28 protein-coding genes are annotated in these 26,854 nt (G+C 70.3%); 10 read left to right on the top strand and 18 right to left on the bottom strand.

What is annotated here, in order from left to right; translation table 11 throughout:
• The first annotated feature begins 29 nt into the window (after positions 1-29).
• Positions 30-1,892 carry a S9 family peptidase gene (locus C8D87_RS35790; RefSeq protein ID WP_112230245.1) on the top strand — a complete coding sequence of 621 codons (1,863 nt, stop codon included), beginning with the start codon at positions 30-32 and terminating at the stop codon, positions 1,890-1,892.
• Here C8D87_RS35790 and C8D87_RS35785 read toward each other — a convergent pair.
• The 4 genes from C8D87_RS35785 to C8D87_RS35770 are packed head-to-tail and all read right to left on the bottom strand — an operon-like array spanning position 1,882 to position 4,925.
• Complete coding sequence (locus C8D87_RS35785; RefSeq protein WP_112230243.1) at positions 1,882-3,246, bottom strand: NAD(P)/FAD-dependent oxidoreductase; 1,365 nt, start codon at positions 3,244-3,246, stop codon at positions 1,882-1,884. The genes C8D87_RS35790 and C8D87_RS35785 overlap by 11 nt on opposite strands.
• 51 nt (positions 3,247-3,297) lie before the next feature.
• Positions 3,298-3,651 (bottom strand): hypothetical protein, encoded by a 354-nt coding sequence (locus C8D87_RS35780; protein ID WP_112230241.1) that lies wholly within the window; start codon positions 3,649-3,651, stop codon positions 3,298-3,300.
• A gap of 4 nt (positions 3,652-3,655) precedes the next feature.
• Positions 3,656-4,312 carry an RES family NAD+ phosphorylase gene (locus C8D87_RS35775; RefSeq protein ID WP_109640988.1) on the bottom strand — a complete coding sequence of 219 codons (657 nt, stop codon included), beginning with the start codon at positions 4,310-4,312 and terminating at the stop codon, positions 3,656-3,658.
• A gap of 28 nt (positions 4,313-4,340) precedes the next feature.
• Positions 4,341-4,925, bottom strand: a complete 585-nt coding sequence (locus C8D87_RS35770) for a DNA-binding protein (RefSeq protein WP_112230239.1) — start codon at positions 4,923-4,925, stop codon at positions 4,341-4,343.
• 156 nt (positions 4,926-5,081) lie between these two features.
• Here C8D87_RS35770 and C8D87_RS35765 point away from each other — a divergent pair, with 156 nt between their 5' ends.
• Complete coding sequence (locus C8D87_RS35765) at positions 5,082-6,251, top strand: glycosyltransferase 87 family protein (RefSeq protein WP_112230237.1); 1,170 nt, start codon at positions 5,082-5,084, stop codon at positions 6,249-6,251.
• Here C8D87_RS35765 and C8D87_RS35760 read toward each other — a convergent pair.
• The gene (locus C8D87_RS35760; RefSeq protein ID WP_112230235.1) at positions 6,193-6,738 is read right to left on the bottom strand and encodes an HdeD family acid-resistance protein; all 546 of its coding nucleotides are present in this window, start codon (positions 6,736-6,738) and stop codon (positions 6,193-6,195) included. The two genes, C8D87_RS35765 and C8D87_RS35760, sit on opposite strands and share 59 nt — an antisense overlap.
• 54 nt (positions 6,739-6,792) lie before the next feature.
• Here C8D87_RS35760 and C8D87_RS35755 point away from each other — a divergent pair, with 54 nt between their 5' ends.
• On the top strand, positions 6,793-7,317 hold the full coding sequence (locus tag C8D87_RS35755) for a hypothetical protein (RefSeq protein WP_112230233.1): 525 nt from the start codon (positions 6,793-6,795) through the stop codon (positions 7,315-7,317).
• Positions 7,318-7,415: 98 nt separating this feature from the next.
• Here C8D87_RS35755 and C8D87_RS35750 read toward each other — a convergent pair whose 3' ends face one another.
• The 6 genes from C8D87_RS35750 to C8D87_RS35710 form a co-directional block, all read right to left on the bottom strand.
• Positions 7,416-8,315 carry a hypothetical protein gene (locus C8D87_RS35750; protein WP_112230231.1) on the bottom strand — a complete coding sequence of 300 codons (900 nt, stop codon included), beginning with the start codon at positions 8,313-8,315 and terminating at the stop codon, positions 7,416-7,418.
• A 189-nt stretch (positions 8,316-8,504) separates the two neighbouring features.
• On the bottom strand, positions 8,505-8,954 hold the full coding sequence (locus C8D87_RS35745) for a hypothetical protein (RefSeq protein ID WP_112230229.1): 450 nt from the start codon (positions 8,952-8,954) through the stop codon (positions 8,505-8,507).
• Positions 8,955-8,978: 24 nt separating this feature from the next.
• On the bottom strand, positions 8,979-13,430 hold the full coding sequence (locus C8D87_RS48755) for a DNA/RNA non-specific endonuclease (RefSeq protein ID WP_146771962.1): 4,452 nt from the start codon (positions 13,428-13,430) through the stop codon (positions 8,979-8,981).
• Positions 13,430-13,735: a type VII secretion target gene (locus C8D87_RS35720; protein ID WP_109640978.1), complete on the bottom strand. Its 306-nt coding sequence runs from the start codon at positions 13,733-13,735 to the stop codon at positions 13,430-13,432. The genes C8D87_RS48755 and C8D87_RS35720 overlap by 1 nt, the downstream gene beginning before the upstream one ends.
• A gap of 34 nt (positions 13,736-13,769) precedes the next feature.
• Entirely contained in the window at positions 13,770-14,303 is a 534-nt protein-coding gene (locus tag C8D87_RS35715; RefSeq protein WP_109640977.1) for a YbaB/EbfC family nucleoid-associated protein, read from the bottom strand.
• Positions 14,304-14,442: 139 nt separating this feature from the next.
• Positions 14,443-14,817, bottom strand: coding sequence for an FKBP-type peptidyl-prolyl cis-trans isomerase (locus C8D87_RS35710; protein WP_112230217.1), 375 nt, complete (start codon positions 14,815-14,817; stop codon positions 14,443-14,445).
• A 170-nt stretch (positions 14,818-14,987) separates the two neighbouring features.
• On the opposite strand from C8D87_RS35710, the gene C8D87_RS35705 reads away from it, so the two are divergent.
• Together C8D87_RS35705 and C8D87_RS35700 are read left to right on the top strand one after the other, a co-directional pair.
• Positions 14,988-15,800, top strand: coding sequence for a S1 family peptidase (locus C8D87_RS35705; protein ID WP_112230543.1), 813 nt, complete (start codon positions 14,988-14,990; stop codon positions 15,798-15,800).
• Positions 15,801-15,869: 69 nt separating this feature from the next.
• Positions 15,870-17,819 (top strand): beta-propeller domain-containing protein, encoded by a 1,950-nt coding sequence (locus C8D87_RS35700; protein ID WP_112230215.1) that lies wholly within the window; start codon positions 15,870-15,872, stop codon positions 17,817-17,819.
• Here C8D87_RS35700 and C8D87_RS35695 read toward each other — a convergent pair.
• Entirely contained in the window at positions 17,816-18,571 is a 756-nt protein-coding gene (locus C8D87_RS35695; RefSeq protein WP_109641073.1) for an EI24 domain-containing protein, read from the bottom strand. The two genes, C8D87_RS35700 and C8D87_RS35695, sit on opposite strands and share 4 nt — an antisense overlap.
• A 96-nt stretch (positions 18,572-18,667) precedes the next feature.
• On the opposite strand from C8D87_RS35695, the gene C8D87_RS35690 reads away from it, so the two are divergent.
• The 3 genes from C8D87_RS35690 to C8D87_RS35685 all read left to right on the top strand — a co-directional run bounded on the left by C8D87_RS35690 (position 18,668) and on the right by C8D87_RS35685 (position 20,500).
• Positions 18,668-19,993, top strand: coding sequence for a helix-turn-helix domain-containing protein (locus C8D87_RS35690; RefSeq protein WP_170155269.1), 1,326 nt, complete (start codon positions 18,668-18,670; stop codon positions 19,991-19,993).
• 82 nt (positions 19,994-20,075) lie between these two features.
• Positions 20,076-20,237, top strand: a complete 162-nt coding sequence (locus C8D87_RS46400; RefSeq protein WP_170155268.1) for a hypothetical protein — start codon at positions 20,076-20,078, stop codon at positions 20,235-20,237.
• A 26-nt stretch (positions 20,238-20,263) separates the two neighbouring features.
• Complete coding sequence (locus C8D87_RS35685) at positions 20,264-20,500, top strand: hypothetical protein (RefSeq protein ID WP_211337679.1); 237 nt, start codon at positions 20,264-20,266, stop codon at positions 20,498-20,500.
• Here C8D87_RS35685 and C8D87_RS35680 read toward each other — a convergent pair.
• Positions 20,483-21,160: a GNAT family N-acetyltransferase gene (locus C8D87_RS35680; protein WP_215732583.1), complete on the bottom strand. Its 678-nt coding sequence runs from the start codon at positions 21,158-21,160 to the stop codon at positions 20,483-20,485. The two genes, C8D87_RS35685 and C8D87_RS35680, sit on opposite strands and share 18 nt — an antisense overlap.
• 136 nt (positions 21,161-21,296) lie before the next feature.
• Between C8D87_RS35680 and C8D87_RS35675 the strand changes: the two genes are divergently transcribed.
• Positions 21,297-21,665 (top strand): hypothetical protein, encoded by a 369-nt coding sequence (locus tag C8D87_RS35675; protein WP_112230213.1) that lies wholly within the window; start codon positions 21,297-21,299, stop codon positions 21,663-21,665.
• Here C8D87_RS35675 and C8D87_RS35670 read toward each other — a convergent pair.
• Both C8D87_RS35670 and C8D87_RS35665 read right to left on the bottom strand, forming a co-directional pair.
• A complete protein-coding gene (locus C8D87_RS35670; protein WP_233442453.1) occupies positions 21,636-22,556 on the bottom strand; it encodes a YihY/virulence factor BrkB family protein in 921 nt (306 codons plus the stop codon). The genes C8D87_RS35675 and C8D87_RS35670 overlap by 30 nt on opposite strands.
• Positions 22,543-22,728 carry a hypothetical protein gene (locus tag C8D87_RS35665; protein WP_109640971.1) on the bottom strand — a complete coding sequence of 62 codons (186 nt, stop codon included), beginning with the start codon at positions 22,726-22,728 and terminating at the stop codon, positions 22,543-22,545. The genes C8D87_RS35670 and C8D87_RS35665 overlap by 14 nt, the downstream gene beginning before the upstream one ends.
• A gap of 92 nt (positions 22,729-22,820) precedes the next feature.
• On the opposite strand from C8D87_RS35665, the gene C8D87_RS35660 reads away from it, so the two are divergent.
• Complete coding sequence (locus tag C8D87_RS35660) at positions 22,821-24,422, top strand: hypothetical protein (RefSeq protein ID WP_112230209.1); 1,602 nt, start codon at positions 22,821-22,823, stop codon at positions 24,420-24,422.
• Here C8D87_RS35660 and C8D87_RS35655 read toward each other — a convergent pair.
• Genes C8D87_RS35655 through C8D87_RS35645 form a run of 3 tightly spaced genes read right to left on the bottom strand, consistent with a single transcriptional unit; the run spans position 24,415 to position 26,811 of the window.
• Positions 24,415-25,557: a cysteine desulfurase-like protein gene (locus C8D87_RS35655; RefSeq protein ID WP_112230539.1), complete on the bottom strand. Its 1,143-nt coding sequence runs from the start codon at positions 25,555-25,557 to the stop codon at positions 24,415-24,417. The genes C8D87_RS35660 and C8D87_RS35655 overlap by 8 nt on opposite strands.
• A gap of 4 nt (positions 25,558-25,561) precedes the next feature.
• On the bottom strand, positions 25,562-26,158 hold the full coding sequence (locus C8D87_RS35650; RefSeq protein WP_112230207.1) for a TetR/AcrR family transcriptional regulator: 597 nt from the start codon (positions 26,156-26,158) through the stop codon (positions 25,562-25,564).
• A complete protein-coding gene (locus C8D87_RS35645) occupies positions 26,146-26,811 on the bottom strand; it encodes a YqeB family protein (RefSeq protein ID WP_112230205.1) in 666 nt (221 codons plus the stop codon). The genes C8D87_RS35650 and C8D87_RS35645 overlap by 13 nt, the downstream gene beginning before the upstream one ends.
• Positions 26,812-26,854 lie beyond the last annotated feature (43 nt).

Raw genomic sequence — 26,854 nt, 5'->3', positions numbered from 1 at the left:
TGCTAACAAGCTCTGTTAACGTCCTGGCCGTGCGCCCCGAAGACCTGTCGCTGCTCACCACACCCGGCACCGTCGCCGTGTCGGGAGACCTGGTGCTGGTCAGCATCGCCACGCCCGATCTCGACTCGAACACCTACCGGGGCGGTCTGCACCGGGTGTTCCCCGACGGCACGACAATGCCGTGGACACACGGTGATCGCGACAATGCGCAGCGCATTTCCCCGGACGGTCGTTCGGTCGCGTTCCTGCGTGTCACCGGAAAGTCCAAGCCGCAGCTGTACGTCATGCCGGTGGACGGCGGTGAGCCCCGCCGGCTGACCGATCTGCCGCTGGGCGCCGGTGCCCCGGTGTGGTCGCCGGACTCCACGCGGATCGCCTTCGTGGCGCGCGTGCCTGAGGCCGGCCGCTACGGCACGACCGACGACGGCCCCGAGGCCGAGGCGCCGCGCCGCATCACGCGCCTCGACTACCGCGTCGACGACGTCGGCTTCCTCGCCGACCGCCGCTCGCGCCTGCACGTGGTGGACCTGGACGGCACGGTTTCCGAGCTGACCGACGGCTCGCACGACGTGTCCGACCCGGCGTGGCTCGACGACTCGACCCTGGTGTTCGTGGCGCCGCGCGACCTCGGCGCGGTCGAGACGCTGCACTCCGACCTGTACACGGTTCCCGCTGCCGGTGGCGAGGTGTCCTTGCTGGTGCGCGGTGCCGGCGAGACCTCGATGCCGTTCGTGGCGGGGACTTCGCTGTACTGGCTGGGCACCGACTTCACCGGGATCGACGCGGTGGCGCGCAACCACGGTCTGTGGAAGGCGCCGCTGGACGGCTCCGCTTCCCCGGTCCGGCTGACCGACGTCGAAACCGTTGACGTGGAACGGCTTTCCGGCCAGCCCGTGGCGGACGCCGAGGGTGTGCTGCTCGTCGTGCGCAACCGCGGCGCGCTGGAGCTGCGGCGGATCCCGTTCGACGGCGGCCCCGGCGAGGTGCTCACGGGCTCCGAGGCCGCGGTTCGCTCGTTCGCCACGGACGGGTCCACTGTGGTCGCCGTGGTGTCCACTCCGGACAGCCCCGGTCAGGTGGAGTTCGTCGGAACCGGTGTGCGCACGGCGTTCTCGTCGGTGCCGGCCCGCCGCGTCGTCGAACTCTCCGGTTCGGCCTCCGACGGCTACCCGGTGCACGGCTGGCTCGTGCTGCCGGACGGCGAGGGCCCGCACCCGGTCGTCCTGGCGGTGCACGGCGGCCCGTTCATGTACCACAGCTGGGGCTTCTTCGACGAGGCCCAGGTCTACGCCACCGCGGGCTACGCCGTCGTGCTGCCGAACCCGCGCGGCTCGGCGGGCTATGGCCAGTCCCACGGCCAGGCGGTCATCGGCAGGTTCGGCACCGTCGACGTCGACGACGTCCTGTCCGTTCTGGACGTTGCGCTCGCCCGCGCCGACTGCGATGCCGAACGCGTCGGCGTGATGGGTGGCTCCTACGGCGGCTTCATGACGTCGTGGCTCTCCGCTCACCACGGCGAGCGCTTCAAGGCGGCGTGGAGCGAACGCGCCGTCAACGCCTGGGACTCGTTCTCGGGCTCGTCGGACATCGGCTACTTCTTCACCGACGCCTACTGCGGCACCGACCCCGAGGCCCACCGCGTGATGTCGCCGCTGACCTACGTCGAGAAGATCAACCTCCCGTTCGCCGTCGTCCACTCCGAGCAGGACTGGCGTTGCCCGCTCGAACAGGCCCAACGCATGTTCGTGGCACTGAAGCGGCGTGGCGTCGAGGCCGAGATGCTGATCTTCCCGGGCGAGGGGCACGAGCTGACGCGCTCCGGGCAGCCGCGGCACCGCAAGCAGCGCTTCGACGCGGTGCTGGAGTGGTGGGGCCGCTACCTCAAGAGCTGACCCGTTCGGCCGTGACCGCCCGGAGCAGCTCCTCCCGAGGCGGTCCCGGTCGCGTGCGGGGCAGGCCCGCCCAGATCCGTTCGATGCGGTCGTGCAGGTCGCTGTCGGTGTCGAAGACGGAGACCCGGTCGAGCAGCCCGATGCGGCCGATGATCCGGCGCAGCACGTGGTCGTCGTGTGGTGCCGCGGCCAGCGCCGCACCGAAGGCGAACAACGGATAGCAGCCGTCGCGCCGGCTGATGTCGACCGGTGTGCCGCTCCACGCGAGGGTGCGCGCCGCGTCGGTCTCCAGCGCGAAGGTGTGGCGTTCGCGGGCTTCCGGGCCGACGTCGGCGAGGTAGGCCTCCGTGAGGTCGGCCGGGGTGGTGTGCGTGGTGCTGGCGCGGCCCAGCACCTGGGCGTGCACCAGGGCGAACGACAGTCCGTAGGCGAACGCGGGATCGGTGTGGCACAAGGCGTCGCCGACGGGGATGAGCCCCGGCACGCCGGGGCCCGCGGTGCGGTCGATGTTGGCCAGGCCGCCCATCGGCATCACGCCGGTGATGGGGCGGGCGTGGTCGGGAGAGGTCATCACGTCCAGCGGGGTGATGGCTCTGGCCGCGGCCATCCACGCGTGGTCGTCGCGCAGCACTCGGAGGTCGTGGTCCGCGCTGGGCACCAGGAAGATCACCGCGAAGGTGTTGTTGTCGCCGCGGAAGGTGTTGAAGCCCATGTAGCCGAGGTCGCCGCGGGGGTTCAGCAGCCAGGGGCCGTCGAGGTGCTTGGCGCCGGGAGCGAGTTCGAAGTAGCGGCAGTAGTAGATCGCGCCGCACTCGCTCGGCTGGGCGGAGGCGCGTGGCCAGCCGGGAGGGCAGCGGTACCGGCCCAGCGCGTCGACCACGACGTCGGCGCGGATCTCCTGCCCGTCGTCGAGGTGCAGGCCGCTCGCACCGGGCATCAGGCCGGCGATCTGCCTGCCCGCGACCAGGCGCACCGCGGGTTCGGCCGCGGCGGCGCGGCGCAGGGCCCATTCGATCATCGGGCGGCGCACCCAGAGGTAGACCAGGTCCTCGTCGCCCGGCTGCCGCGGGCCTGACAGCTTGGCGGCCACGTCCTGTTCTTCGGCGCCGGCGTCGAGCAGGGTGGCGATGACGTCGGGGGCGAGGTCGCGCAGGACCCGGCGGCCGCGCGGCAGGAAGGTGTGCGGCTGCTGGAAGTGCGGGATGCCCTTGCGCACGACGTCGAACGCGCCCTCCGGGTCGTCCTGGGAAGTCACGTGGTCGCGCTCGACCACGACGGCCGAGTGCCCGGCACGCGCCACCGCCAGGCCGGCGGCCAGCCCGGCGACACCACCCCCGGCGATCGCGAAGCGCATCCGTTCAGGCTAGGTACGCGCCCTGACGGCGGACAGGGTCGTCAGGCCCTGTCAGTCCCGAGTGGACGGCTCGAAGGCCAGGAAGCGGGCCAGGAGTTCCTTTGCCGGCACGGACTCCGGGTCGAACGGCACGAGGCGCTGCCGTTGCCCCTGCTCCCGCACGCCCACCCAGTGGCACCGGTAGCAGAACTCCAGGTCGAACAGGAACTCCCCGTCGGCCGAGTACGCCCAGATCGCGTAGCCGGGGTTGAAGCACCGCATCCCTTCCTCGCCGGGGAAGGTGGCGACGAGCTCGAGAACCGCCGCCGCCTCGGTGCCGTCCCAGCAGCCGAGCAGGTCACCGGCGGTGGTCCAGGCTTCGAGGCGGTGCGCGCTCGGCACGGTCTCCGGCAGGTCGTCCCGCACTTCGTCACCCCAGCAGCGTGTAGTTGAGCTCCTCGCACACCCGCGCCAGCGGCAGGTCGAGGCCGGGGTGGTCCAGCGGCAGCAGCACGTCCGGTGCCGCTGGGAGGCCTGATGCCCCGGGAGGATCCCACAGGCAGATGGCCGGGTCACCGGAATCCATGGAAGAGCGGTACCAGAGACCGTCCAGTTCCGGGTAGGCGGCACGGATCGCGCGCGACCAGGCCTGCGTCACGAGCTTGGGACCCGTCGAGATCTCCTGCGAGGCGCCGACGCGGGTGGGCCAGAGGCCGCCGAGGTCCAGCAACCTCAACGTCCGGCGCGGCCGCAGGACGACGAGGAACGGGCTGCGGGTGCGGCGGTCGACGATCGAGGTGGCCTGGAAGACCTCGGCGATGGAGGTGCGCACGGACAACCCGAAGTAGAGGACGCCGTTCTCGTGGTCCTGGACCGGACTGCCGTCGGCGGCCGGCTGTTGCGCGTCGAAGCGGGCGTGGGGGAGCGGGCCCGTGTAGCGGAACGTGTTCCAGCGCTGCGGGTGGGAGCCCTTGGCCGTGAAGACGCGGACCAGGCGGGTTGCCCGGTGCACCGCCACCACGTCCTCGGTGCGGCGCAGGTGTGCTTGCAGCACGGCAGGGGCAGGCGGCTGCGGAAGCCGTGACATTCGGGTCCTGTCGGGTGTTCGGGAGCGCTCAGGCGGGGGTGCCGAGCACGGAGACCAGATCGGCGACGCGGCGCGGGTCTCCTCCGGCGAGGAGCCAGTCGCGCGGGGTCGCGGGCTTGCCGTCGACGGGCAGGTCCTCCTGGAGGGTGGTCATGAACGCGGCGACGACCAGCGCCGGTTGGTCCGACGGGACCGCCGCCAGCACGGTTTCCAGGCCCGGCAGGACGCCGGTGCCCGCGAACTGCCACGCGGGCAGCCGCCAGCTGCCCCTGTCCTTCCAGCCCACGAGCCTGCCGACGCCGAGCCGGTGCCGGATGCGGCTCGTGTCCACCTGAAGCTGGCGCGCCGCCTCGGCGACGGTCAGCGCCGAGTCGCGCAGCACGGCGTGTGCGACGACGGTGCGGGTGCGCGGGAGGGCGTCGGACGCGCCCGCCGGGGACAGGTCGAGACCCACGTCGGTGAGCGCCGCCTGCTGGTCCGGCGTGAAGTAGGTGGCCGGTTCCGGGTGCGGTGGGGCGAGCCGGCGCGCCGCGTCGGTCACGAGGGCCATGAACTCGTCGGGGGTCACCTGCAGGCCGGCCTTGGCCAGCACCGTCTCCAGCGCGGGACTCATGCGCACAGAATATCTCGCGCGTGCGCATTTGTGCGCCTTGTCAGGGCATTGACCCTAAACGTTCGACGTTGCGCGTTCACGCAACGACGCTACGTGAGATTTCCCGGTGCGGAGCGGTGACGTGGACCTCATCTGACGCATCGCTACGATTCCCCGATGCAGCTGGACCGGGGCGCCAAGCGGGCCATCGTCGCGTGGGCCGCCGTCATGGTCGCCACGCTCGCGTACGTGCTGTCCCGCCCGCCGGGTTGGTCGCTCGACCTGCGGGTCTACCGCAACGGTGGCGACGCGCTGCTGCAGGGCCTCCCGCTCTACGCCGAGGGTTTCGCGAAGCCTCTCGGTGGTCCTGACCTGCCGTTCACGTACCCGCCGATCGCCGCGGCGCTGTTCAGCCTGCTGGCGCTCGTGCCGCTGGTCGTCGCGATCTTCGCGGTGGCGGTGGCGAACCTCGCGATGCTCACGGCGCTGTGCCTGATCGCGGCGCAGCGCGTGCTCGGCTGGGGGCCTCAGGCCGTGAAGTGGGGCCTGGGCGCGGCCGCGGTGTCGTCGATCTTCGACCCGCTGCGCGAGACGCTTTGGTTCGGCCAGATCAACCTGTTGCTCGCCGTGCTCGTGATGGCCGACTGCCTGCTGGAACGCACCCGGTGGTGGCCGCGGGGCGCGCTCATCGGGCTGGCGGCCGCGATCAAGCTGACGCCGGCGTTCTTCGCGTTGTACTTCGTGGCGCGGCGGCAGTGGAAGCCCGTGTTCGTGTCGATCGCGTCGTTCTTCTTCTTCGGGCTGCTCGGGTTCGTGATCGCGTTCGGCGACGCGAAGGAGTACTGGACGCACGCGTTGCTCGACCCGAGCCGCGTCGGGCGCCTCACCTACGCGTCGAACCAGGCCATGCGCGGCACGCTGGCGCGTTTCGGGCTGGATAGCGGTGCCCAGGTCGCGGTGTGGGTCGTGCTGTCACTGCTGGTCGTGGCCACCGTGTGGTGGCTGGCCTCACGGCTGGGCGACGTCGAGGCGTTCTTCGTGGTCGCGATCGGCGGGCTGTTGATCTCGCCGGTGTCGTGGGGACACCACTGGATCTGGATCGCGCCCGCGCTCGTGCTGCTGTCGCGCGCCTCGTTGCGCCGCCACTGGGCGCCGTGGGCGGTCGTGGCGGTGTTCGCCGTCGGGCCGCACTGGCTGTTCCCTCGCGACAACGACGTCGAGCAGCAGTGGGCGTGGTGGCAGCAGGTGATCGGCAACCTCTACGTGTTCGTCGGGGTCGCCGTGCTGGTCACGCTCGCGGTACGGGTTGTACGAGACCGCCGTCGTGCTGCTTCAACCGCAGGCTGAACAGCACCAGCACCACGCCCCACAGGATCGCGAACACCCCGATGGTGATCACGAGCGCCATCACGCCCGCAGCCGGGTTCGCGATCAGGATGATGCCGAGCAGCACCGTCAGCGCGCCGGTGATGATGTAGAACCACTCGTTCGTCATCACCTTGCGCAGGCGGATGGCGTCGACGATCTGCAGCACACCGGTGACCAGCGCCCACGCCGCGATCAGCAGCAGCAACGCGCCCGCGGTGATGCCCGGCCAGAACAACGCGACCAAGCCCGTGACCAGGCCCAGCACGCCGATCAGGCCGAGTGCCCAGCGGGCGGGCCACTCCTTGTGGGTGAGGGTCAGGTACAGCATCGTCGCGCCGTCGACGAACGCGTAGGCGCCCCACAGGATGATCAGGGCGAGCAGGGTGAGGCCTGGCCAGATGAGGGCGGCCAGACCGAAGAGGACAGCGAACACTCCGCGCACCGTGAAGAGCCACCAGCGTTGCATGGTTCCGGATCGTCTCGGCTGTCGGTGGGGCCCGCAACCTGAGACCCTCGTCCGGTGCTGATCCGGGTGGCTGACTGGCAGCGGATCCGTTCCGGTGAGGTCACGCTGCAGTTCCGGCGGTGGAAGCGGCCGACGGTGCGCGCGGGCGGGACCTTGCGGACGTCGCTGGGCGTGCTGGCGATCGACGCCGTGGACGTCGTGTCGCGGGTCTCCCGTGCCGAGGCCGTTGCCGCCGGGTTTCCCACGGTCGCGGCACTCATGTCCTCTGTGGAGGGACGTGAGGGTTCGCTTTACCGGATCCGCCTGCGTTTCGTGGGTGACGATCCGCGGATCGCGTTGCGCTCATCGTCCGATGTGGACGGGCTTGAGCTGTCCGAGGCCGCGGTGGCGTTGCTGCGCCTGATCGCGGCGAACCCCGGTGTGCGGGCCGCTGACCTGGCCGCGTCGGTGGGCAGGGAGAAGCTGCCGTTCAAGGCGGACGTCCGCAAGCTCAAGGCGAAGGGGCTCACCGAGTCGCTGGAGGTGGGCTATCGCCTCTCCCCGCGGGGAGAGGCGTACCTGCGAACGCTTGATACCTAGTGGCGCGTCCCGGAACGTTGGCGAGGTGATTCACGCTCAGCAGGGCGCGATGCACCCGTCTGACCGCGAATCCCCCCGGCAACGTTCCGGCCACACCACTAACTCTGGCCCGTGATGATCGACACCGCGCGGTCCTGCGTCTGGTTGCTGACCTCGCCGACCTGGAAACCGCGCGCCGCCGCGTGCGCGACCAGCTCCGGCTCCGGCGGGAGGCCGTACTTGCGCAGGTAGTGCGGCACGGCGCCGGCCCAGATCCAGGTGCCGTCGGTGCGGAAGTTGAGCGGCACGTCCTGCTCACCGCTCTGCGAGAACTCGTCGAGGTCGTAGCTGCGCGCGGCCAGCACGACCGGCGCCGACTCGAGGTAGTTGAGCAGGCTGTCCACCAGCTGCGGGTCGATCGGCTGGCGGTTGACGATGATGCGGCCGTCGTCGTTCTTGCCGTCGTACACCTTCGCGGTCCGCAGCTCGCCCGGCTGCTGCTGGTCCGGCTGCGGCGCCGCCTGGCTCGGCGGCGGAACCTGGTACTCCTGCTGCGGTTCCGGCTCGGGCGCGGGCAGCGGCGGCAGGCCGACGCGCTGACGCCACCAGTCCGGGATCAGCCGGTCCGGGCGAGGGAACGTCTGCAGCTCGTCGCGGAAGCCGATGGGCGGCGGCATGTTGCGCCAGCGCGGCTCGTCCTCGGCGTTGAAGTCGACCGTGAACGCCGCGGGCGCCTCGATCTCGTAGGTCGCGCTCAGCCACGTGCCGCGGTCCGGGTGGTACATGCCCGCGCGCAGCTGGCCGAACATCTGCACCACGTCCATCGGCGGCCGCACCGGCCGCAGCTGGCCGTCGGGACCCGCGAACGCCAGGTCGACCTCGATGTGCCTGCCCGCCGCCCGGTACTCGGCCCGGATGCGCTGCCAGCCCTGCGGTACGGCCGGCAGCATGGCACGGCCGATCTGCCGCACCAGCTGCTGCTGGTCCTGCTCGCTCAGCGGTGTCGCCGGCTGGCTCATGTGGTTCTCGCCCCTCTCCCCGTAAAACGCCCGCTGATCTTATCGGGCGGCCGTCGCGCGCGCGGGCCGGTCGGGCACCTCCACCCGTTCACGTGGTCACGAGCCAGGTGGCCAGGAGCATTCGCACAGCGGGCGGCGTGGCGAAGCGATCGGGGTGAGGCGTGGGCGCGTCCGGGTGGCTCGGTTCCGTTACTCGGTCTTGGCCGCTTCGGCGAGTTTCGCGCGAAGCCAGTCGGGCGTGTTCTCCTCCGAGCGCGGGAAGTGCTCGAAGTCGAGGGCGTACACGTCGGCCTGCAGCGGCGGCTTGAAGGCCGGCTCGCCGTCGTAGTCGTACTCGACGGAGTAGCTGCCGGGTGGGTTGATCACGATCCTGGCCGTGAACCAACTGCCCTTGCCCTCTTCGTACATTTCTGTCCGCAGGTCGCCGAGCGGGTCCATGGCGCTCATCGGAGGGGCGAGCTTGACCTCGCTCCCGTCCTGCGCCGTGACCTCGAACCTGGCGCTGTCGATGCCGACCGTCGAGTAGAACTCGAACCGGATCTGCTGCCAGCCGTTTGGGGCTTCCCGCACGAGGGCCGCGCAGGCGTTCTGGACTACTTCCTCCTGCTCGGGCGGAGAGAGCGGACCGGGTTCCGACATGACGAAACAGTTCCTTCCGGTTGACTACATCTTCCGGGGCGGGATGTTCTTGTAGACCAGAGGTGGCTCCGGTACCCCGTCGACCCAGTACTGCACTCGAATCTTGGTAGGCGTCTTCTTACCATCGGGGTACGTCATGTCGATCTGGACGTCCAGCTTCGGCTTCGGCGTCTGGTTGAGCAGGTCACCCCAGTGCTCTTCGAGCGCGCGGAAGTTGTTGGCCAGCGTCGTCCCGGCCTGGCGCTGGTTGAGGTCCTCCAGCATCGGGACCATGTTGATGTACTCGCCGGGACCGTCGAACTCGGTGCCCGCGAGGTGGCCGCCGTTCCAGCCGACGTCCTCGTAGAGCGTGACCTCGTGCGGCTCCGGGTCGCGGCCGTGCTGGTTGCGGAACTCCTCGATGGTCTTCTTGTTGTGCTCGCGGTACTCGTCGCGGCCCTCGTGGCCGACCGGGCCCTGGTCCGGGCTGCGGCGCGCGTCGTCCGAGCCGGTGTGCACCAGCTCACCCTCCATGCGCTGGGTGCGGCCCTCGGCGTCGGTGTGGAACTGGTAGACGCTGCCCTTCTGGCCGGTGACGTGGTACGTGGCGTTCGGGAACGGCTGCCTGCTGTCGGGCCGCCAGTTGCCCTTCTCGCCGGAGGTCGTGTGGATCTCCTTGATGCGCCCGTCGTCGCCCGTGATGAACGTGCCGCGCTCCCTGCCTGCCTTGTCGGTCACCTCGTACCTGGTGTTCGCCTGCAGCACGCTGGGCGTGCCGTCGGGTTCGCGGCCGAACGGCTTGCTCTTGAGCGGCGCGTCCGGGTGGCCTGCGTCGATCGTGACCTTGGGACGCGGGTCGTTGTCCGGTTGGGTGCCCGACGTGTCGGTGTCGTCGGCCGCGCGGTCCTTCGCGTCGGCCGGGTCGAGATCCTTGTCCTTGTCGTGCGTGCCGGGCGCGAAGCCGTCGTCGCTCGCCTTGGACTTGGAGCCGTCCGGGTGGTGGGTCTCCCACTCGCCGTTCGGCGGGATCTTGGGCTCGCGAGTTCCGTCGGGCCGGAGCTCGGCGTCGCTCGTGAAGACGCGGCCGTGGCTGTCGGTCCACGCCGGCTTGGTCGGGGCGACCACCGGGGCGTCGAGGTGCTTGGACAGCTGCTGCGCGAAGTCGTTGCTGCCCGCGTCGCAGCCGATCAGACGGACGGGTTTGCTGCCGTCGTAGCCGGAGCGGCGGAGCATGTCGGCGTACTCGGCGGGGGTGTAGTCGTGGCCGCCGATGCGGGCCTTGCCGTCCGGGGTGATGTGGACGTCCGCGGTGAAGAAGCGCGGGTCGTCGGGGACCTTGTGGGGAAGGTCGCCCATGTCCGGGTCGCCGCCGTGGTGGGAGACGCCGGCCGGGGTGGACTCGGCGTGGCGGGCGTGTGCCTCTTCCGGGGACGGGCGATCCGCGGGCGGGGCGTCCGGGTCCTTGCTGTTCGGGGCGTCGGAGTCACCGTCGTGCGGCTTGTCCGGGGTGCTGTCGTGCGGCTTGTCGGCATCCGGGCGGTGGGGCGCGTCGGCGTCGGGACGGTTGCCTGGACCGCTGCCGTCCGGGGCGCGGTGCGGGGCCTCGGCGGTGTCGGTGCCGCGGGAACGGGCGCCGTCCGGGCTGTGCGGCCGTGAGCCGTCGGGCCTGGTGCCGTCGGGCCTGGTGCCGTCGGGCCTGGTGCCGTCGGGCCTGGTGCCGTCGGGCCTGGTGCCGTCGGGCCTGGTGCCGTCGGGACGGTTGCCGGGGCCGCTGCCGTCCGGGCGCGACGGGGAGTCGGGCCGGTGCGGCGCGTCCGGGCGGTTCGGGGCGTCAGGACGGGACGGTCCGCCGTGTGGTGCGTCCGGACGGGAGGTGGGCGCGTTCGGCCCGCCGTGCGGAGCGTTGGGTGCGTGCGGGGCGTTGGGTCCGCCGTGCGGAGCGTTCGGCGCGTCAGGTCGCGACGGCGCAGACGGGCCGTTGTGCGGTGCGTTGGGGCTGTGGGGAGCGTCGGCACGCGAGGACGGCGTCGTGCTGCTGTACGGCGCGTCCGGGCGCGACGGCGCGTCGGGCCGTGACGGAGCGGAGGGACCGTTGGCGTCGGTACGCGACGGCGCGGAAGGACTGTTGTGAGGTGCGTCGGGACGTGAGGGTGCGTTGGGCGCGTCAGTTCGCGACGGCGCGGAGGGCCCGCTGTGTGGTGCGTCGGGACGCGACGGCGCAGACGGGCCGCTGTGCGGCGAGTCCGGTCGGAACGGCGTGTTCGGGCTGTGGGACGGAGCGCCTGGGCCGTGTGGGGCGGACGGGCCGCCCTGCGGCGTGTTCGGGCGCGTCGGGGCCTGAGGGGCGTCGGTGCGGGCCGAAGGTGTGGGGGTATGGGGTGCGTTCGGGGTCATCGGGGGCGATGACTGCGGGCGCATTGGCGCGTCGGTGCGTGGGGCGCCTGACGACGGGGCGTGCGGAGCTCCGGCGGAGGGAGCGTGCGGGGCGCCGCCCATCGACGGGGCGTGTGGGGCCCCTGCCGGGGGCATGTTCGGCGTGGACGGCGCGTGTGGGGCGGCTGTCGATGGGGCCGTGGCGCGGCTTGGAGGCGTTGCGTCGGGGCGGCCGGTGTTCGGGGAGCCCGACGGGCTGCCTGCCGACGGGGCGTGCGGGGACCCTGCCGACGGAGCGTGCGGTGCCCCGGCGGAAGGCATTCCGCTGGACGGGGCGCCGGCTGAGGGCATGCCGCTCGACGGGACGGACGGGGAAGACGGCATCGACGGCGCGGACGGGGACTGCGGCATCGACGTCGGGCGTGCGGGGGCGTCGGCTCGGGAGGCCGACGTCGACATGTCGGGAGAGCGCGGGGGCGGGGCGCTCGCGCCCAGATCACCTCGGCTGCCCGGGGTGCCGGTCCAGCCCTGGCCGCCGGTCGACGGGCGGCCCGCGGCGGGGGACGACGGGGGGTTGCCGGCGGCGTTCGGGGCGCCGGCGCCTGCCGGGGCGGCCTGCGGGGGAGTGGACGACGGGGAGCTGTCCGGGGTGCGCGACGGGGCTTGCGGAGCGTCGGCGCGGGTCGGGGCGTCGATCGGGGGTGCCACCGAGGACTGGACGGTCGAGCCCGTGTTCCTGGGCGACGGGGTGTCCGGCGTGGACGACGTGTGCGGGGCGCCGGGGCCCGCGGGGGAGGACGGGGAGCTGTCCGGGGTGCGGGCGGACGACGGGGTTGAGGGGGTGTCCGGGGTGCGCGACGGGGCGTCCGGGGACGAGCTGTCCGGGGTGCGCGACGGCGCGTTGGGAGAGGAGCTGTCCGGGGTCCGGGACGGGGCGTCCGGCGTCGACGGGCTGTCGGGGGTGCGCGACGGGGACGACGCGGACGACGGCGACGAGCTGTCCGGCGTCCGAGAAGGTGAAGGCGCGTCCGGTGTCGACGAAGTGGACGGAGAAGAAGGCGACGACGGCGACGAAGGCGAAGAAGGCGAAGAAGGCGAAGAAGGCGACGACGGTGATGACGGCGACGACGGTGAAGAAGGCGACGACGGCGACGACGGCGAACTGTCCGGTGTGGACGACGACGGCGAAGAGTCCGGAGTGGACGAAGGTGAGCCGTCAGGGGAGGAAGGCGAGCCGGGGCTGCCCGAAGGCGAGAGGTCCGGTGAGTCGGTGCGGTGGAACAGGCCGCCCGGCTTGATGGACTTCGTGGAGATCACGTCGAGACCGGTCACCTTGCCGACCAGCTTGCCGACGACCTTCATGATCTTGGTGAAGATCTCGACGAGCTTGCCCAGCAGCGGCGAGACCTTCTTGATGGTCTTGATGAGCTTCTGGATCAGCTCGCCGATCCGCGTCGCCCACTTCGAGATCGCGGTCACGGCCTGCGCCACGATGACCGGAGTGCCGAAGCCCAGCGTGAAGACGGCCTCGAGCACCCACGTGATCAGCTTCGCCACGAGGTCGGCGATCAGGTCGCGCACCATCTCGCGCACGAAGCCGACGACCATGCCCATCACGCCGACGACCGTGCCGACCGAGCCCGCGGTGGAAGCCGCGCCGGACAACGCGTCCAGCTGCTCGCCCGCCGCGGCGCGGTAGGCGTCGCCGGCGGCACCGGTCCACGACGCGGTCTGGTCGACGGCGGCCTTGTAGTCGGCCGAGATCTTGCCGAGCTCCTGCGAGACGTTCTTCCACGTCGTCGAGTACGACTCGATCACCGGCGGGTCGCCGGCCAGCCAGTCCAGCGCTTCCTTCAACGGCTGCATGTGTTCCATCAGGAACGAGGCCGCGGAGGACAGCAGGGTGCCGAACGGGTCGATCGCCATCGAGGCCGCGTCGGCCGCGAGGCCGAGCACGCCGAGGCCGCCCTCGATCCAGTTGCCCTCGGAGATGCCCTTGTAGGCGTCGACCGCGGAGTCGGCGATGTGGAAACCGGTCGCCCAGCCGTTGTCACCGGTGCCGGCGTTGAAGAATCCGGACGGTTCCGCGGGCGCCTGCGCCACCAAGGGGTTCGGCGTGGACATCAGAAGCCCTTCAGCGTGTTGGCGATCTGGTCCTCGACGGCCTGGTAGTGCTTCGCGGTCTCGGTGACGCGCTTCGCGGTGGAGTCCATCGCCTCGGCGACGCCCTTCAGCGCGTCCAGGCCCCACTGCTCAACGGGATCGAGCAGCATGCGGAACGGCTGGCAGATGATCCCGTACGCGTCGGTCGGCATCGACACGGTGTTCGCCGCGTCCACTGCTCCCTGCAACCGGCCGTGCAGGCCCTCCAGGGCCTTGGCGTGCGCTTCCAGCACGTCCGACGTGACGTTGAAACCGCCGGCAGTCATCGAACCCCCTCAAGTTCGAGCAGTGGACAGAAGATCAGGACAGCACCGACTGACCGCCGAAGTCGTCGTCGTCATCCGACGGCGGACGGCGGCGCGCGGGAGGTGGCGTGGCGCGCGGAGGAGGTGGCGGCGCGTCGTCCTCCACCCGGAAGTTCATTTCGTTGTTGTCGTACGGCGCTCGCGCGGGCGGGTCCTCCGGCGGCGGCGCCGGGAAGTTCTTCTTGGCCTCGTTGAACAGCACGTTGGCCGTCTCGTCCTGCGTGCCGATGGTCTCCGCCATCGCCTCCTGCAGCAGCGCGGGGATCTTCGACTGCGCGCGCTGCAGCAGCTTCATGATCTCGCCGCTGATCTCGGACATCCGGCGTCCCGCGGCCGACTCGTTGATCACGAGGTTCTGCAGGATCCCGTTGGAGCCGATGGTCAGTTCGACTGCGCCGTCGGAGGACCGCTCGGAGATCGTCATGCCCTGCACGCGCGTCGCCATGTCCTGGTAACGCGCGGCGCGTTCCTGGATGTTCTGGTTCCAGTTCGCGAGCATCTGCTCCGACCCGGCGATGTCCTCGGGCACGCGTGTTCCCTCTCTTCGGCAGCGGACTCAAAGGATGACGCAGGCGGGCCTGATCCAGTTCCGCCCGCACGGCAAATCGGCCGCACAGACCAACGGCGTTCCACTGGGCGGACCAGTGGAACGCCGTCAGAGCTGTGTTCTAGGCGACACCGAGCAGGTCGACCACGAAGATCAGGGTCTCGTTGGGCTTGATCACGCCACCGGCACCGCGCGAGCCGTAGCCCAGGTGCGGCGGGATGACCAGCTTGCGGCGACCGCCGACCTTCATGCCGGCGACGCCCTGGTCCCAGCCCTGGATGACGCGGCCGCCACCGAGCGGGAACTGGAACGGCTCGCCGCGGTCCCAGGACGCGTCGAACTGCTCACCGGTCGAGTGCGACACACCGACGTAGTGCACGAGAACGCGCTGACCGGCCTTGGCCTCCTCGCCGTCACCAACCGCGATGTCCTCGATCACCAGGTCTGCGGGCGCCGGGCCGTCGTGCGGGTCGACGTCGGGCTTCGTGGGGGCCATCACAACTTCCTCTCGGAACGGGGTTGTTCGTGCTCGATCCAATCACGCGAGCGCGGACGCGGCCGAATGGCCTACGAAGACCAGCCCTACCCGGTCTCGAAAGGCCGTGTTGATCTATACGAACTCCCGGCCCTGCACCGGGGGGACACAACAGAAAAAGGAGAATGATCATGGCGGCAACCCTGCACCGCCTCCGGTCATGGCTCGGCGCGGCATTGGTGGCGGCAACGCTGCCGATGGCGTGCGTCAGCGTGGCCGAAGCAGCTCCGACCCCGACCGTCGACGGCGGAGTCGGCGTCCAGGTCGTCGGTGGCACGCGTGCGAGCACGTCCACCTACCCGTGGGTCGTCTATCTGGCGACCAGCAGCGGCTTCCAGTACTGCGGTGGCACGCTCGTGGCTCCCAACAAGGTCGTCACCGCGGCGCACTGCACCGTCGGCGACTCGGCGTCCGCCGTGCGCGTCGTGGCCGGCCGCGACGACAAGAACTCCACCGCGGGCACCGTCGCCCGCGTCACGAGGATCTGGATCCACCCGAGCTACACCGACGTGACCCGCGGCTACGACGTCTCGGTCCTCACGCTCGACCGCAACCTGCCGCAGACCCCGATCAAGTTCGCCACCTCCGCGGACAGCGCGCTGTACGCGGAGGGCACCAGCTCGACGATCCTCGGCTGGGGCGACACCTCGTCCGGCGGTACGGACTCGCGCTACCTGCTCAAGGCCACCGTGCCGCTGACCAGCAACTCCAGCTGCGCCAGCTCGTACGGCAGCCGCTTCAACGCCACCCACATGGTGTGCGCCGGGTACGCCCAGGGCGGTACCGACACCTGCCAGGGCGACTCCGGTGGCCCGCTCGTGGCCGGTGGCAAGCTGATCGGCATCACGTCGTGGGGCGAGGGCTGCGCGGACGCCGGCTGGCCCGGCATCTACGCCCGCGTCTCCACGTACGCGACGCAGATCCAGGCGCAGATCAACTCCTAGCACCACCTCCGGGAAGGGTTGCCGCGGACGGCGCGCAACCCTTCCCGGCCTTGTTTCCGTCCTGGTGGCATGAACGGCAGAAAGCTGTTGGCCGGCGCCGCCGTGCTGGCCGTCGCCGGAGTGTGTGTGAGCTCCGCGGTGAGGGACGAAACCCTCGCACCACCACCGGTCGTGGACTACGGGCCGGTGCGTCTCGTCGCGTTCGACTCGTGCGACAACGCGGTGGCCGAACTGCGCCGCGCCATGGCCCCGTACGTCACCGCCTACGGCATCGGGGGCGGCCCCGACATCTTCGCCGCCGGTGAAGGCATGGCGACGGACCTGAGCGCAGGCACCCCGCAGCGGAGCCATGCGGAGCAGAAGGCCGCCACGCCTCCGACGCAGCAGCAGGGGCACTCGACGACGAACGTCCACGAACAGGGCGTCGACGAGCCGGACATCGTGAAGACGGACGGAAAGCGCGTCGTCTCCGTCGCGGACGGCAAGCTGCGCGTGGTCGACGTGGCGAGCAGGACCATCACGGGCACGGTCGACATCGGCAACCGCCACGCCACCCAGCTCCTCGTCGCCGGTGACCGCGCGCTGGTGATCGTCGGCCACACCGACGCCATTGCCCTCGAGCGCGGCAAACCGACGATGCCGGTGTTCGACAGCGCCACCGAGATCCTGCTCGTGGACCTCAAGGCGCTCAAGCAGATCGGCAGCCTCAAGACCGACGGCTTCTACCTCGACGCCCGCCAGATCGGCGGCACCGCCCGCGTCGTCGTCCGCTCGCAGCCGCGGCTGCAGTGGGTCTACCCGGACATGACGACCAACGAAGCGGGAGCGTTGCGCCGCAACAAGGAGATCCTGCAGAGCGAGCCGATCACCTCGTGGCTGCCGCGCTACGAGCTGGACCAGAACGGTGCCAAGTCCAGCGGAACCCTGGTCGACTGCCCCAACATCAGCCACCCCGCCGTGCACTCGGCGACGTCGATGCTGACCGTGCTCACGTTCGAGCTGTCCGGCCAGCTAGGCACCGGCCAGCCGGTGTCGATCGTGGCCGACGGTGACACGGTCTACGGCACCGACCGCAACCTCTACATCGCCGACGACCACCGCCTGCTGCCGGAACTCCCCGGCAAGCCAACGGTGCAGCGCCCGATCACCACGGCGATCCACCAGTTCGACATCAGCCAGGCGGGCCCGCCGAAGCACGTCGCGTCCGGTGACGTCAACGGCACGCTGCTGAACCAGTACTCGTTGTCCGAACACGACGGAGTGCTGCGCGTCGCCACCACGACGGGCACCGAGATCCGTTGCTGCTGGCGCATGCCCGGCGACATCGCGCCACAGCAGCAACCGCCGCCGTCGGAGAGCTTCGTCACCACGTTGCGCCGCAACGGGAACCAGCTGACCAAGGAAGGTCAGATCGGCGGGCTCGGCAAGGGCGAGCGCATCTACAGCGTGCGCTTCATCGGCAAGATGGGCTACGTCGTCACGTTCCGGCAGACCGACCCGCTCTACACGCTGGACCTGAGCGATCCCAGGCAGCCCAGGGTGATGGGCGAGCTGAAGATCACCGGCTACTCCGCCTACCTGCACCCCGCTGGCGACGGGAAGCTGATCGGCGTCGGTCAGGAGGCCACCGACCAGGGCCGCACCACCGGAACGCAGGTGTCGCTGTTCGACGTGAGCAACCCCGCGGCACCGCAACGGCTCGCGCAGCACCACCTGCCGGGCTCGAACTCCGAGGCCCAGTTCGACCCGCACGCGTTCCTGTACTGGCCGCCCGACGGCACGCTGGTCATCCCGGTGACGCAGTACAAGACGAACTTCGAGGCGTCGTCACTGGTGCTGCGGGTCGAGGGCAACCAGATCCGGGAGACGGGCAAGATCGTCGAGCCGGCGAGCGGGCAGAACCACGGCGGAGCCAGGCGCACGATCGTGATCGGCGACCAGCTGTGGTCGATCTCCGCGTCGGGCGTGCAGATCAACGCCCGCAGCGGCCTGGCGCAGCAGGCCTGGCTGCCCTTCTAGGCGGCCGAGCGGTCACCGGTGAGCAGGCGGTGCGACAACACCGTGCCGCCTGCCATCGCCGCCGGGAGCACGACGATCGCGGCCAGCGGGACCAGGCACAGCAGGTACGCGGGGACGGCGAACCCGAGCACCATCGCCCGCCGCGTCGCGAGGACCTGCCTGCGCTGCTTGAACGACTTGCCGCGCCGCGTGAACGGGATGCCGGTCAGCTCGATGCCCAGCAGGTAGCCGTTGATGCACACGGCGAGCACCGGCACCACGGTCTGCCCGACGACGGGGATGAACCCGCAGAAGAACAGCGGGATCGCGAACAGGATCGACGTGCCGACCAGCAGGATCGTGCTGCGCAGCCCGACCAGGAACCCGCGCCACCAGCCGACCTGCTCGGTACCGGGCACGCCGCCGAGCTCGTCCTCGACCTCTTCTGCGATGTACTCGTAGAACGGGCCGCCGATCATGATCGTGATCGCGGTGAACAGCAGCACGCTCAGGCCGAGGGTCGCCGCGATCACCGAAATTCCGACGGCGACCTCGACGACGTTGCGCCAGGTCTCGCTCCACGAGTCCGCGAAACCCGTCAGCCACCCGGAGATCGAGTCGATGTGGGTGAGGAGCAGCACCCAGCCGGTGATCATCAGCACAGCGGTGATGACCGCGGGCAACGCCCCGACGAGCACGCGCTTCGGCGAGCTGAACACCAGCCTGAACCCGCGCAGCAGCAGTGCGACACCAGCCCCGAAGTCCTTGATCACGCGCGCAGAATAGTCGGTGCCGGCCCAGTTGAGATGGAGGAAGCGCGATTTCGGCAAGACCGGCATGATGCGTGGTGAACGCGGGAGGCGTTGAGGTTGAGCAACCCAGCTAAGAACGCCGTCGTCGTCCCGGACGGGCCGCTGCCGGTGCTGCCGCCCGCCATCTGGGAGTCGAAGGAAGTGCGGGACGCGGTCGCCGCGGAGTCACCCGGCGCCGTGGTCGCGATCGCGCGCAAGGCGCACGGCCTGCGTCAGGACGAGCTGGGCACGCTCGCCGGGTTCTCGCAGTCGGCGATCTCGCGCCTGGAAGCCGGCAGCAACATCGCCTACGACCTGCGCGTGCTCAGGACGATGCAGCGGTTGCTCGGCATCCCCGCCCACCTGCTCGGCCTGACCGACCGCACCGTGCCGATGCGGTCGGGTGAGGCCAGGAGCCTGGGCGCCGGCGGGCTGGAGGCCGTGGCGAAAGACCTGGTCGTGGGCATGGAGGGCAAGGCGCTGATGGCGTTGTGCGCCTCCGCTGCCTTCGGTGCGAACGGCGACGGCGTGCTGGCCAACGACGCCGTGAGCCAGCTGCTCGTGCTGCGACGGATCGTCAACGACGCGCACAACTGGCGTGGCACCGGCGCGCTCATGCCCGCCGTCCGCAACATGTACGACTTCATCGACGCACTGCGCCGCAACGCGCGCGGGGAGGTCCGTCGGCGGTTGCTCGGCACGGGTGCGATGTACGCGGAGTTCTACGGCTGGTTGCACGAGGAGATCGGCGACCTGCGCGGCGCGGGGGCGTGGACGTCCAGGGCTCTCGAGCAGGGTCAGGCCGCGGACGACAGGGATGTCGTCGCGTACTGCTACGTGCGGATGAGCCAGCTCGCCGAGGTCGACGGCGACGACGACCGCGTCATCGGCCTGGCGCGCGCCGCCCAGCGCGAGACCGGCGTGAGCCCGATCGTGCGCGCGATGGCGTTGCGGCAGGAAGCACGAGGTCTCGCACGTGCGGGCTACGACGCGTGCATGCCGCGGTTCGACCTCGCGCAGTCACTGGCGTTGAGCGCGGAACGGCCGCAGAGCGACGAGTACTCCATCGGTTACTGCTTCACCGACCTGCACGTGGAGATCCAGCGCGCCGCCAGCATGGTCGACCTCGCCGACCACCGCCGGGCGATCACCGCGTACACGCAGCTCATGCCCAGGTGGGGCCGCATCTGCCAGTGGGAGCAGGGAGTGCACACGGCCAAGCTCGCCTACGCGTACGCCGCCAGCGGTGACGTGGAGCAGGCGGTCGGCTTCGGGTTCACGGCACTGGACCTCGCCCGTGCGACAGGCTCCCAGCTGATCGTGACCGAGCTGGCCAAGCTCGGCCCGTGGCACGAGACGCCCGCGATCGCCGAACTCACCGCCGAGGTCACCCAGCTGCGGTAAGGCGTATGCGAGTTCCGCATACGCGACCCGCAATTGGTCTGCGACCCTCCTCATTTCCGGGCGCTCCCCGCACGATCTAGGTGTGATCGACCTAGCCGAACGAACGCCGCGCTCGGACGAGGTCAGCGCCGAGAAGTTCTGCGCGGCAGTGGCAGAGCGGAACGCGGGCCCGTACCGGCTCAAGTTCTACGCGACCACGCACGCCGTCGTGTGTGTGGTCGACGATGTCGAGGTGAAGGCATGAGCACTCAAGGGCGAACGGAAGCGCGCATGCCTGTGTTGCTGGTCCGCAAGCGTGCGGGTGTCGTAGGCGAGACACAACGCACGTGCCACCTCGTTCCCATGCCCGACGACGACAGCACACCGCTCGCGATGACCGCGTACTGCGGCGAGCTCATCCACCGCGGCGAGGCCGAACTGCTCGCCCAGCCGTCCGGAATGCCGTGCGTTGGCTGCCTGTTTCGCGTACCGATGCCCAGAGACGGCGAACTAGCCCACGACTGGTGACGCGATGCAGGCCGTTCCGGCGTGCCTGAACCCGACACGCTCGTAGACCCGCGCGATCTCCGGGCTTCCCGCCGACAGGAACACGAGCTTCGCGCCCCGTGCCAGGGCATCCCGCGCGAGCTCCGCAGTGACCGCACCACCGAGGCCACGTCGCCGTGCCGCCGGCAACGTGCCGATTCCCGCGATCTCCACTACATCACCCGCCCGTTGCGCGGTGCCCACCGCCAGCACGCCCTCGCCTGGCAGGTCGGCCACCGCGTGGCGGTGCCGGGTGCTCAGCGGGACGGCCTCCGCGAGCGCCGCGTCCCGTTCCGCGGCACCGACGTCACCCGGCGCGGTGCCCGGCGACGAGAACGCCAGCTCCGCCACCACCGACACCTCGGCCGGCCGCGTGCCGAGCACGCGCACGTGCGGGTGCGGTTCCGGCAGCTGCTCCGGGTCGAGCACCATCAGCGGCGCCCGGAGCACCTCCAGACCGGCCGTGATCGCCGCGTCGTACAGGTCCGGCGTGGTCTCGTGCACCCACTCGAGGGCCTCGGGCACGCCGAGCTCGCGCTGGCGTTCGCGCATCTTCACCACGTCCGCGACCGTCGGTCGCCCGCCGGGGAACCGCGGCCGCGCGTAGTACGGATAGCCCTCGCCGGCCTGGACGAAGAGCACCAGCTCGCCGTGATCCTCAACGCGAGATCCCGGTCGGGGCACGGAGTCGTAAAACTGTTCGAGAACGTCCCACACGGACGATCACGCTAGCTACCGTTGGGGACATGACGCACCGCAGTTTCCGTTCTGAGCCGGCATGAGGCTCCTGGCGGCGGTCGTCGCCCTCCTGCTCGTCCTCACCGGCTGCGGCGGCGACGGTGAGGACCGGTTCGCCCGCCCCGGCGCGCCCAAGGCTTCGCCGAGCGGGAAGTTCATCGCGCACGCCGAGGGTTCCAGCGGTGTGCGGATCACCGATCACGACGGCGGTGACATCTTCCAGAAGTCGTACGAATACGCCACCAGCTACCGCGCCGACGGCATCGGCGTGGTGTGGCTGTCCACCAAGGACCAGCTGTGGGTGCTCGTACCCGGCGGGCGCATGAGCGAGCGCATCGAGCCGGGACCGGACGGGGTGTGGACGGCGGTCGAGGCCGAACTACCCGGGGAGATCACGCGGCTCGGCTGAGGCGTCCTTCTCGCCCTGCGCGAGTCGGCGGCCGCGCTCCAGCTCCGCGTCGAACTCGGCGCCGAGCAGCACGGCGATGTTGGAGATCCACAGCCACACCAGGAAGACGATCACACCACCGAGCGAGCCGTAGGTCTTGTTGTAGGACGCGAAGTTCGCCACGTAGATCGCGAAACCGACGGTCGCAAGCGCCCACAGCGCGATCGCGAGCAGGCTGCCGGGCGTGACCCAGCGGAAGGCGGGCTGCCGCACGTTCGGCGCGGCCCAGTAGAGCACCGCGAACGCGAGCGCCACCAGCAGCAGGATGACCGGCCACTTCGCGATGTCCCACACGGTGACGACGGTGTCGCCCAGTCCCAGCAGATTGCCCACCGCGTCCGCGACGCCACCCGTCAGCACGAGCGCCCCGAGCGTCAGTGAGATCACCACCACCGAGCCCAGCGTCAGCAGGAGACGCAGCGGCACCGTCTTCCAGAACGGCCTGCCCTCCTCGACGTCGTAGACGGCGTTGCACGCGCGCATGAACGCGCCGAGGTAGCCCGACGCGGTCCAGAACGCCGTCAGCAGACCGATGATGCCCAGCAGCCCGGCGGCGCCCTGGCCCCTCTGCAGCTCTTCGATGGAGGTCTTCACCAGCTCACCGGCCTCGCCCGGCGCGACCTGGTCGACGTACTTCATCAGCTCTTGCGTGGTCGTTTCGCCGAGCAGTGCGAGCACGGACGTCAGGACGATCAGGCCCGGGAACAACGACAGCACCGCGTAGTAGGTGAGCGCAGCCGCCCAGTCCGTCAGGTTGTCGTCGTTGAACTCTTTGACCGTCCGTTTGAGAACGCCCCACCAGGCGCCTTTCGGCAGCCTGGTGGGGCGGTCGACAGTCTTACCTGCGGGCACGGCGCCAGCTCCAGGAACGCGTGCTGGAACCAACACCGGCGAGGTGCAGGGCTAGGAGCAGCAGCCCGAGCACCACCAGCGTGTTGACGGTGATCACTCCACCGAGCGCTGCCTTCGCCAGGTCGAGGATCAGGGCGAGCCCGAATGCCACTGCGGCGATGATGGCCAGCATGTGTCCACCTCCTAGGTTCTGAGCTGCGGATACCCGTTTTGTTGTGCCGGAATCACACCGTTCGGAGCAATGGGCGTGTCATGATCCGCGCTATGGATGTCCAGCGGTGGCAGGCGGCCGCGGTTCCGTGGTGGGTGACCAAGGTCGGGCTCGTCGGCGGCTGGGTCGTCGCCTTCTACTTCGCCCTGAGCGGGAGCGGTGCGCCGTGCACGGTCGCGCAGCCCTGCGAGCCCAACCCGTTCTTCTCGATCGCCATGGTGCCGTGGCTGGCCACACCGCTGCTGTTGTTGTTCGGCCGTGTGCTCACCGGCTGCGCGATGGGCGTGACTTTCGGTGTGCTGGACATCGTGTTCGACCCCTCGGCACCCACCAACGTTCCGTTCGGGCTGTACGCCGTCGCGTGCGGGATCGTTGCGGCATGGACGATCAGGTCACGCGCGGACCAGCACGCGGCGGCGGGCGACGCCCTCGTGTCGTTGCCGGACATGCCGCCACAACGCGGAGTTCTACGCATCGTCGCCGTGCTGCTAGTGGTGTTCGGGTTCCTGACGTTCGTGCAGTACGACCTCAGGAACGACGAGGTCGCGCAGCACGTCGCGAACGCCAGCCGGGTTGATGCCGAGGTCGTCGAGGTCAAGGACACCTACGACGTGTGGGTGGAACTGCCCGGCCACCGGCGGATCGAGCTCCATCCGCTCGCGCCGGAGGAGTACCAGGTCGGCGACAAGGTCCCGATGCTGGAGGACGGCGCGTGGGTGCAGATGGTGAGCGAGCCCGAGGACTTCACCTGGTGGCTGGCGCTGGGCGGCGCGGCCGTGTTCCTCGCGATCCTGCTGGCCGCGCGGGAACGTCGCCGCCGCGCGTTGTGGACCGGTCCGGTGAAGGCGGTCCGGCTGCAGGCCCACCCCGTCGGCCAGCGGCGAATCCTGTTGCGGCACAACAAGGACGACATCGCGACCGTCACCACGTTCGCCGACCTCGGGCTTGAGTCGCCGCTCTACCACGACACCGAGCAGTTCGGCCGGGTGTGGCGCGGTGAGGAGGACCCGCCGGTGAGGCTCGAGCCCGCGGAGATCCTCGTCGCGGGTGAGTGGCACCACGGCGGTCAGGTCGCGCTCCTGGTCGAGGGGGAGGTCGTGGCCACCAGCACCCTCAGCCGGGTGCGCCCGCGCCACACCGTCCACAGTGCACATCTTCCGGGGGAGCCGGTCACCGCCGGTACGCCCGTCGAGCTGCCGCACGCGATGTGGCCGGGTGACCGGCGACGGACCGAGGGCGTGTTGCTGCTGCTGGGCGCGGCCGGCGCGCTGATCGTGCTGAAGCAGTACCCGGACCTGTTCGTCGTCGGCCTGATCGGCGTGCAGTGCGTGCTGGCCGCGGTGACACGGTTCCAGCCGCTGCTGCGCTTCGACCACCGCTCGGTCGTGCTGTACACCGGCATCTGGACCTACCGCGTGCCGTGGGCGCAGCTGCACGGGGTCCGTCGCGCCGGTCCGCAGCTCATGCTCGCGTTCGGCCCGCACGGCGACGTGATCACAACACCGCACCTGCCGGACCGGCAGGCGGGCGAGAAGCTGATGTGGGCCCGTGCACGGTCGTTGATCGCCGACCACCCCGGCGAGCGCGTCGGCCGCAAGCTCAACATCAGCGTGCTCGTCGGGATCGCCTACGTCGGGTTGATCCTGTTCATCTGAGTTTCGCGACGGCCTTGAGCAGACGGTCCACATCGGACTCGTCGTTGTACGGCCCGATGCCGGCCCGCACGGCGCCCTTGTCGCCGAGGCCGAGCCACCGCGAGCACTCGATCGCGTAGAAGTGGCCAGCGGGCGCGTTGACACCCTCGGCTCCGAGCCTGCGGTACACCTCGGCCGGCTCCAGCCCGTCGACCGAGAACAGCACGGTCGGAGTGCGCGCGGACGCCTTGCTGTAGATCCGCACGCCGAGCTCGCGCAGGCCCGCCTCGAGCTGGTCGCGCAGCCCGGACTCGTGCTCCTCCAGCCCGTCGAGGCCGCGCATGAACTCCACCGCCGCGGTTGTGCCCGCCAGCAGCTCGTACGGCAGCGTGCCCAGCTCGAACCGTTCCGGCACGGCGTTCGTCGACGGCAGCAGCTTGTCCGGCCGCAGCGTCTCCAGCAGTTCCGGCGCGGCCGCCAGCACGCCGAGGTGCGGGCCGAGGAACTTGTACGGCGAGCACACGAAGAAGTCCGCGTCCATCGCCTCGACGTCGACCGGTAGATGTGGTGTGTAGTGCACGCCGTCGACGTACACGAACGCCGCCATCTCGTGCGCCGCCGCCGCGATCGCCGCCACGTCCGGACGCGTGCCGAGCAGGTTCGACGCCGCCGTGATCGCGACGACGCGGGTGCGGTCGGACAGCAGGTTCGTCACCGCTTCGACGGGCAGTTCGCCGGTGGTGCGGTCGAACGGCGCCCAGCGCACCGTGGCCCGTGCCGACTCGGCCGCCTGCACCCACGGCCGTACGTTGGCGTCGTGGTCGAGCCTGGTCACGATGATCTCGTCGCCGGGCCGCCAGTTCTTCGCGAGCGTGCGGGAGATGTCGTAGGTCAGCTGGGTCATGCTGCGCCCGAACACGATGCTGCCCGCGTTGAGGAACTCGCTCATCGTGCGGCGCGCGGTCCGGACGATCTCCTCGGCCCTGCGCTCGGCGGCAGTGACGCTGCCGCGGTTGGCGATCGCCGAGGTCAGGGTTTCCCTGACCGCGTCGGCGACGACGTCCGGCGTCTGCGAGCCGCCGGGTCCGTCGAAGTGCGCGGCACCCTCGCGCAACGCGGGGAAGTGGGCGCGGACCGCGGCGACGTCGTAGGCCATGTCCTCATGGTGCTTGAGCACCCACGAACCGGGAAAGGATCAACCGGAGGGTGCTCACCTGAGCGGTCGCGTCGAAGTCCGGGTCGACGAGCCTGCCGTACAGGCCGTCGACCAGACCCTGCGCCCAGGTCGCGGCCGTCCGAGCGCTCACCGGGAGCTTGATCTGGCCCGCGTCGTGCGCCCGCTGCAGCAGGACGGCCAGTTCGTCGCGCACCGCCTGTTCGTTGCGGGCGACCAGCTCCCACAGCTCTGGATCACGGCTCGCCTGCGCCACGACCTCCAGCACCAGCCCGGCCACGGACCGGTCGAGCGCGGGCACGCACAGGTGGTCGATCACCATCAGCACGCCGTCCCACGGGCTCAGCTCCCCGGCCCGCGCCAGGATCTCCGCGTTGTCCTTGCCGTCCTGCTCGAAGATCTCGCGGAAGATCGCCCGCTTGGTGGGGAAGTAGTGGAACAGGCTGCCGGTGCTGATGTCGGCGGCCTTGCAGATGTCCGCGACGGTCGTCCGATCGAAGCCCTTCTCCGCGAACAGGCCCGCGGCCGTGTCGGTGATGTGGCGCTTCTTCGCGGCGTGCTTGACCGGATCTACCGTTCGCACCTGTAGTACTGCCTCTTCTTCTCGTCCTTGACGCAGACTCCGCGCTTGCGGATCTCCCGCGCCAATTCTGCGGCCTCCTCGTGCTCGTACTTCGAGATGGCCTTCCGCCGCGCCGTGAACAGGGCGTTCACGTCCGCCGGAAGATCGGGCGCGTGCTCGACCCACATGCGGTAGTCGTCCGCGAACGGGTCCGCGTCGAGCCACCGGTAGCCCTGGCCGGTGAAGGCCTGTTCGAGCCTGGCCCTGCTCAGGTCCGAACTCTCGCGGGCGAGCTCGGCTCCGCTGGGTGACAGCAGCACGAGTTGCTTGCCTTCGGTGAACACCGACTCGATCTGGTTGCGGCCGAAGTCGAAGATCTTGTCGTCCTTCTTCAGCCTGACGCGGTCGTGTGAGACCTCGACCGACATCATCTCGGCGGCCCACAACAGAGCGAGCACCCCGCCGCCGAGTGCGCCCACGGCGAGCGCCGCGATCGTCACCCACGGCTCCGGGATGTCCGTGACCAGCTCGAACACGCCCTGAAACGGGAACCACCTCAACGTCGTGATCCACACGGCTGCCAGCTTGAGCCCCCACACCACAGCCGCTCCCAGCACCGGGCACAACACCCAGATGCCGTACCGGACCGCCGCGGTCTCCTGCACAGTCGTCATGTGCTCAATACTAGACCGAGCGCTCGGTTTATTAGTTTCAGGA

It is taken from the genome of Lentzea atacamensis (assembly GCF_003269295.1).
Classification (GTDB): Bacteria; Actinomycetota; Actinomycetes; order Mycobacteriales; family Pseudonocardiaceae; genus Lentzea; species Lentzea atacamensis.
This window is presented reverse-complemented; position numbering and strand designations above follow the sequence as displayed.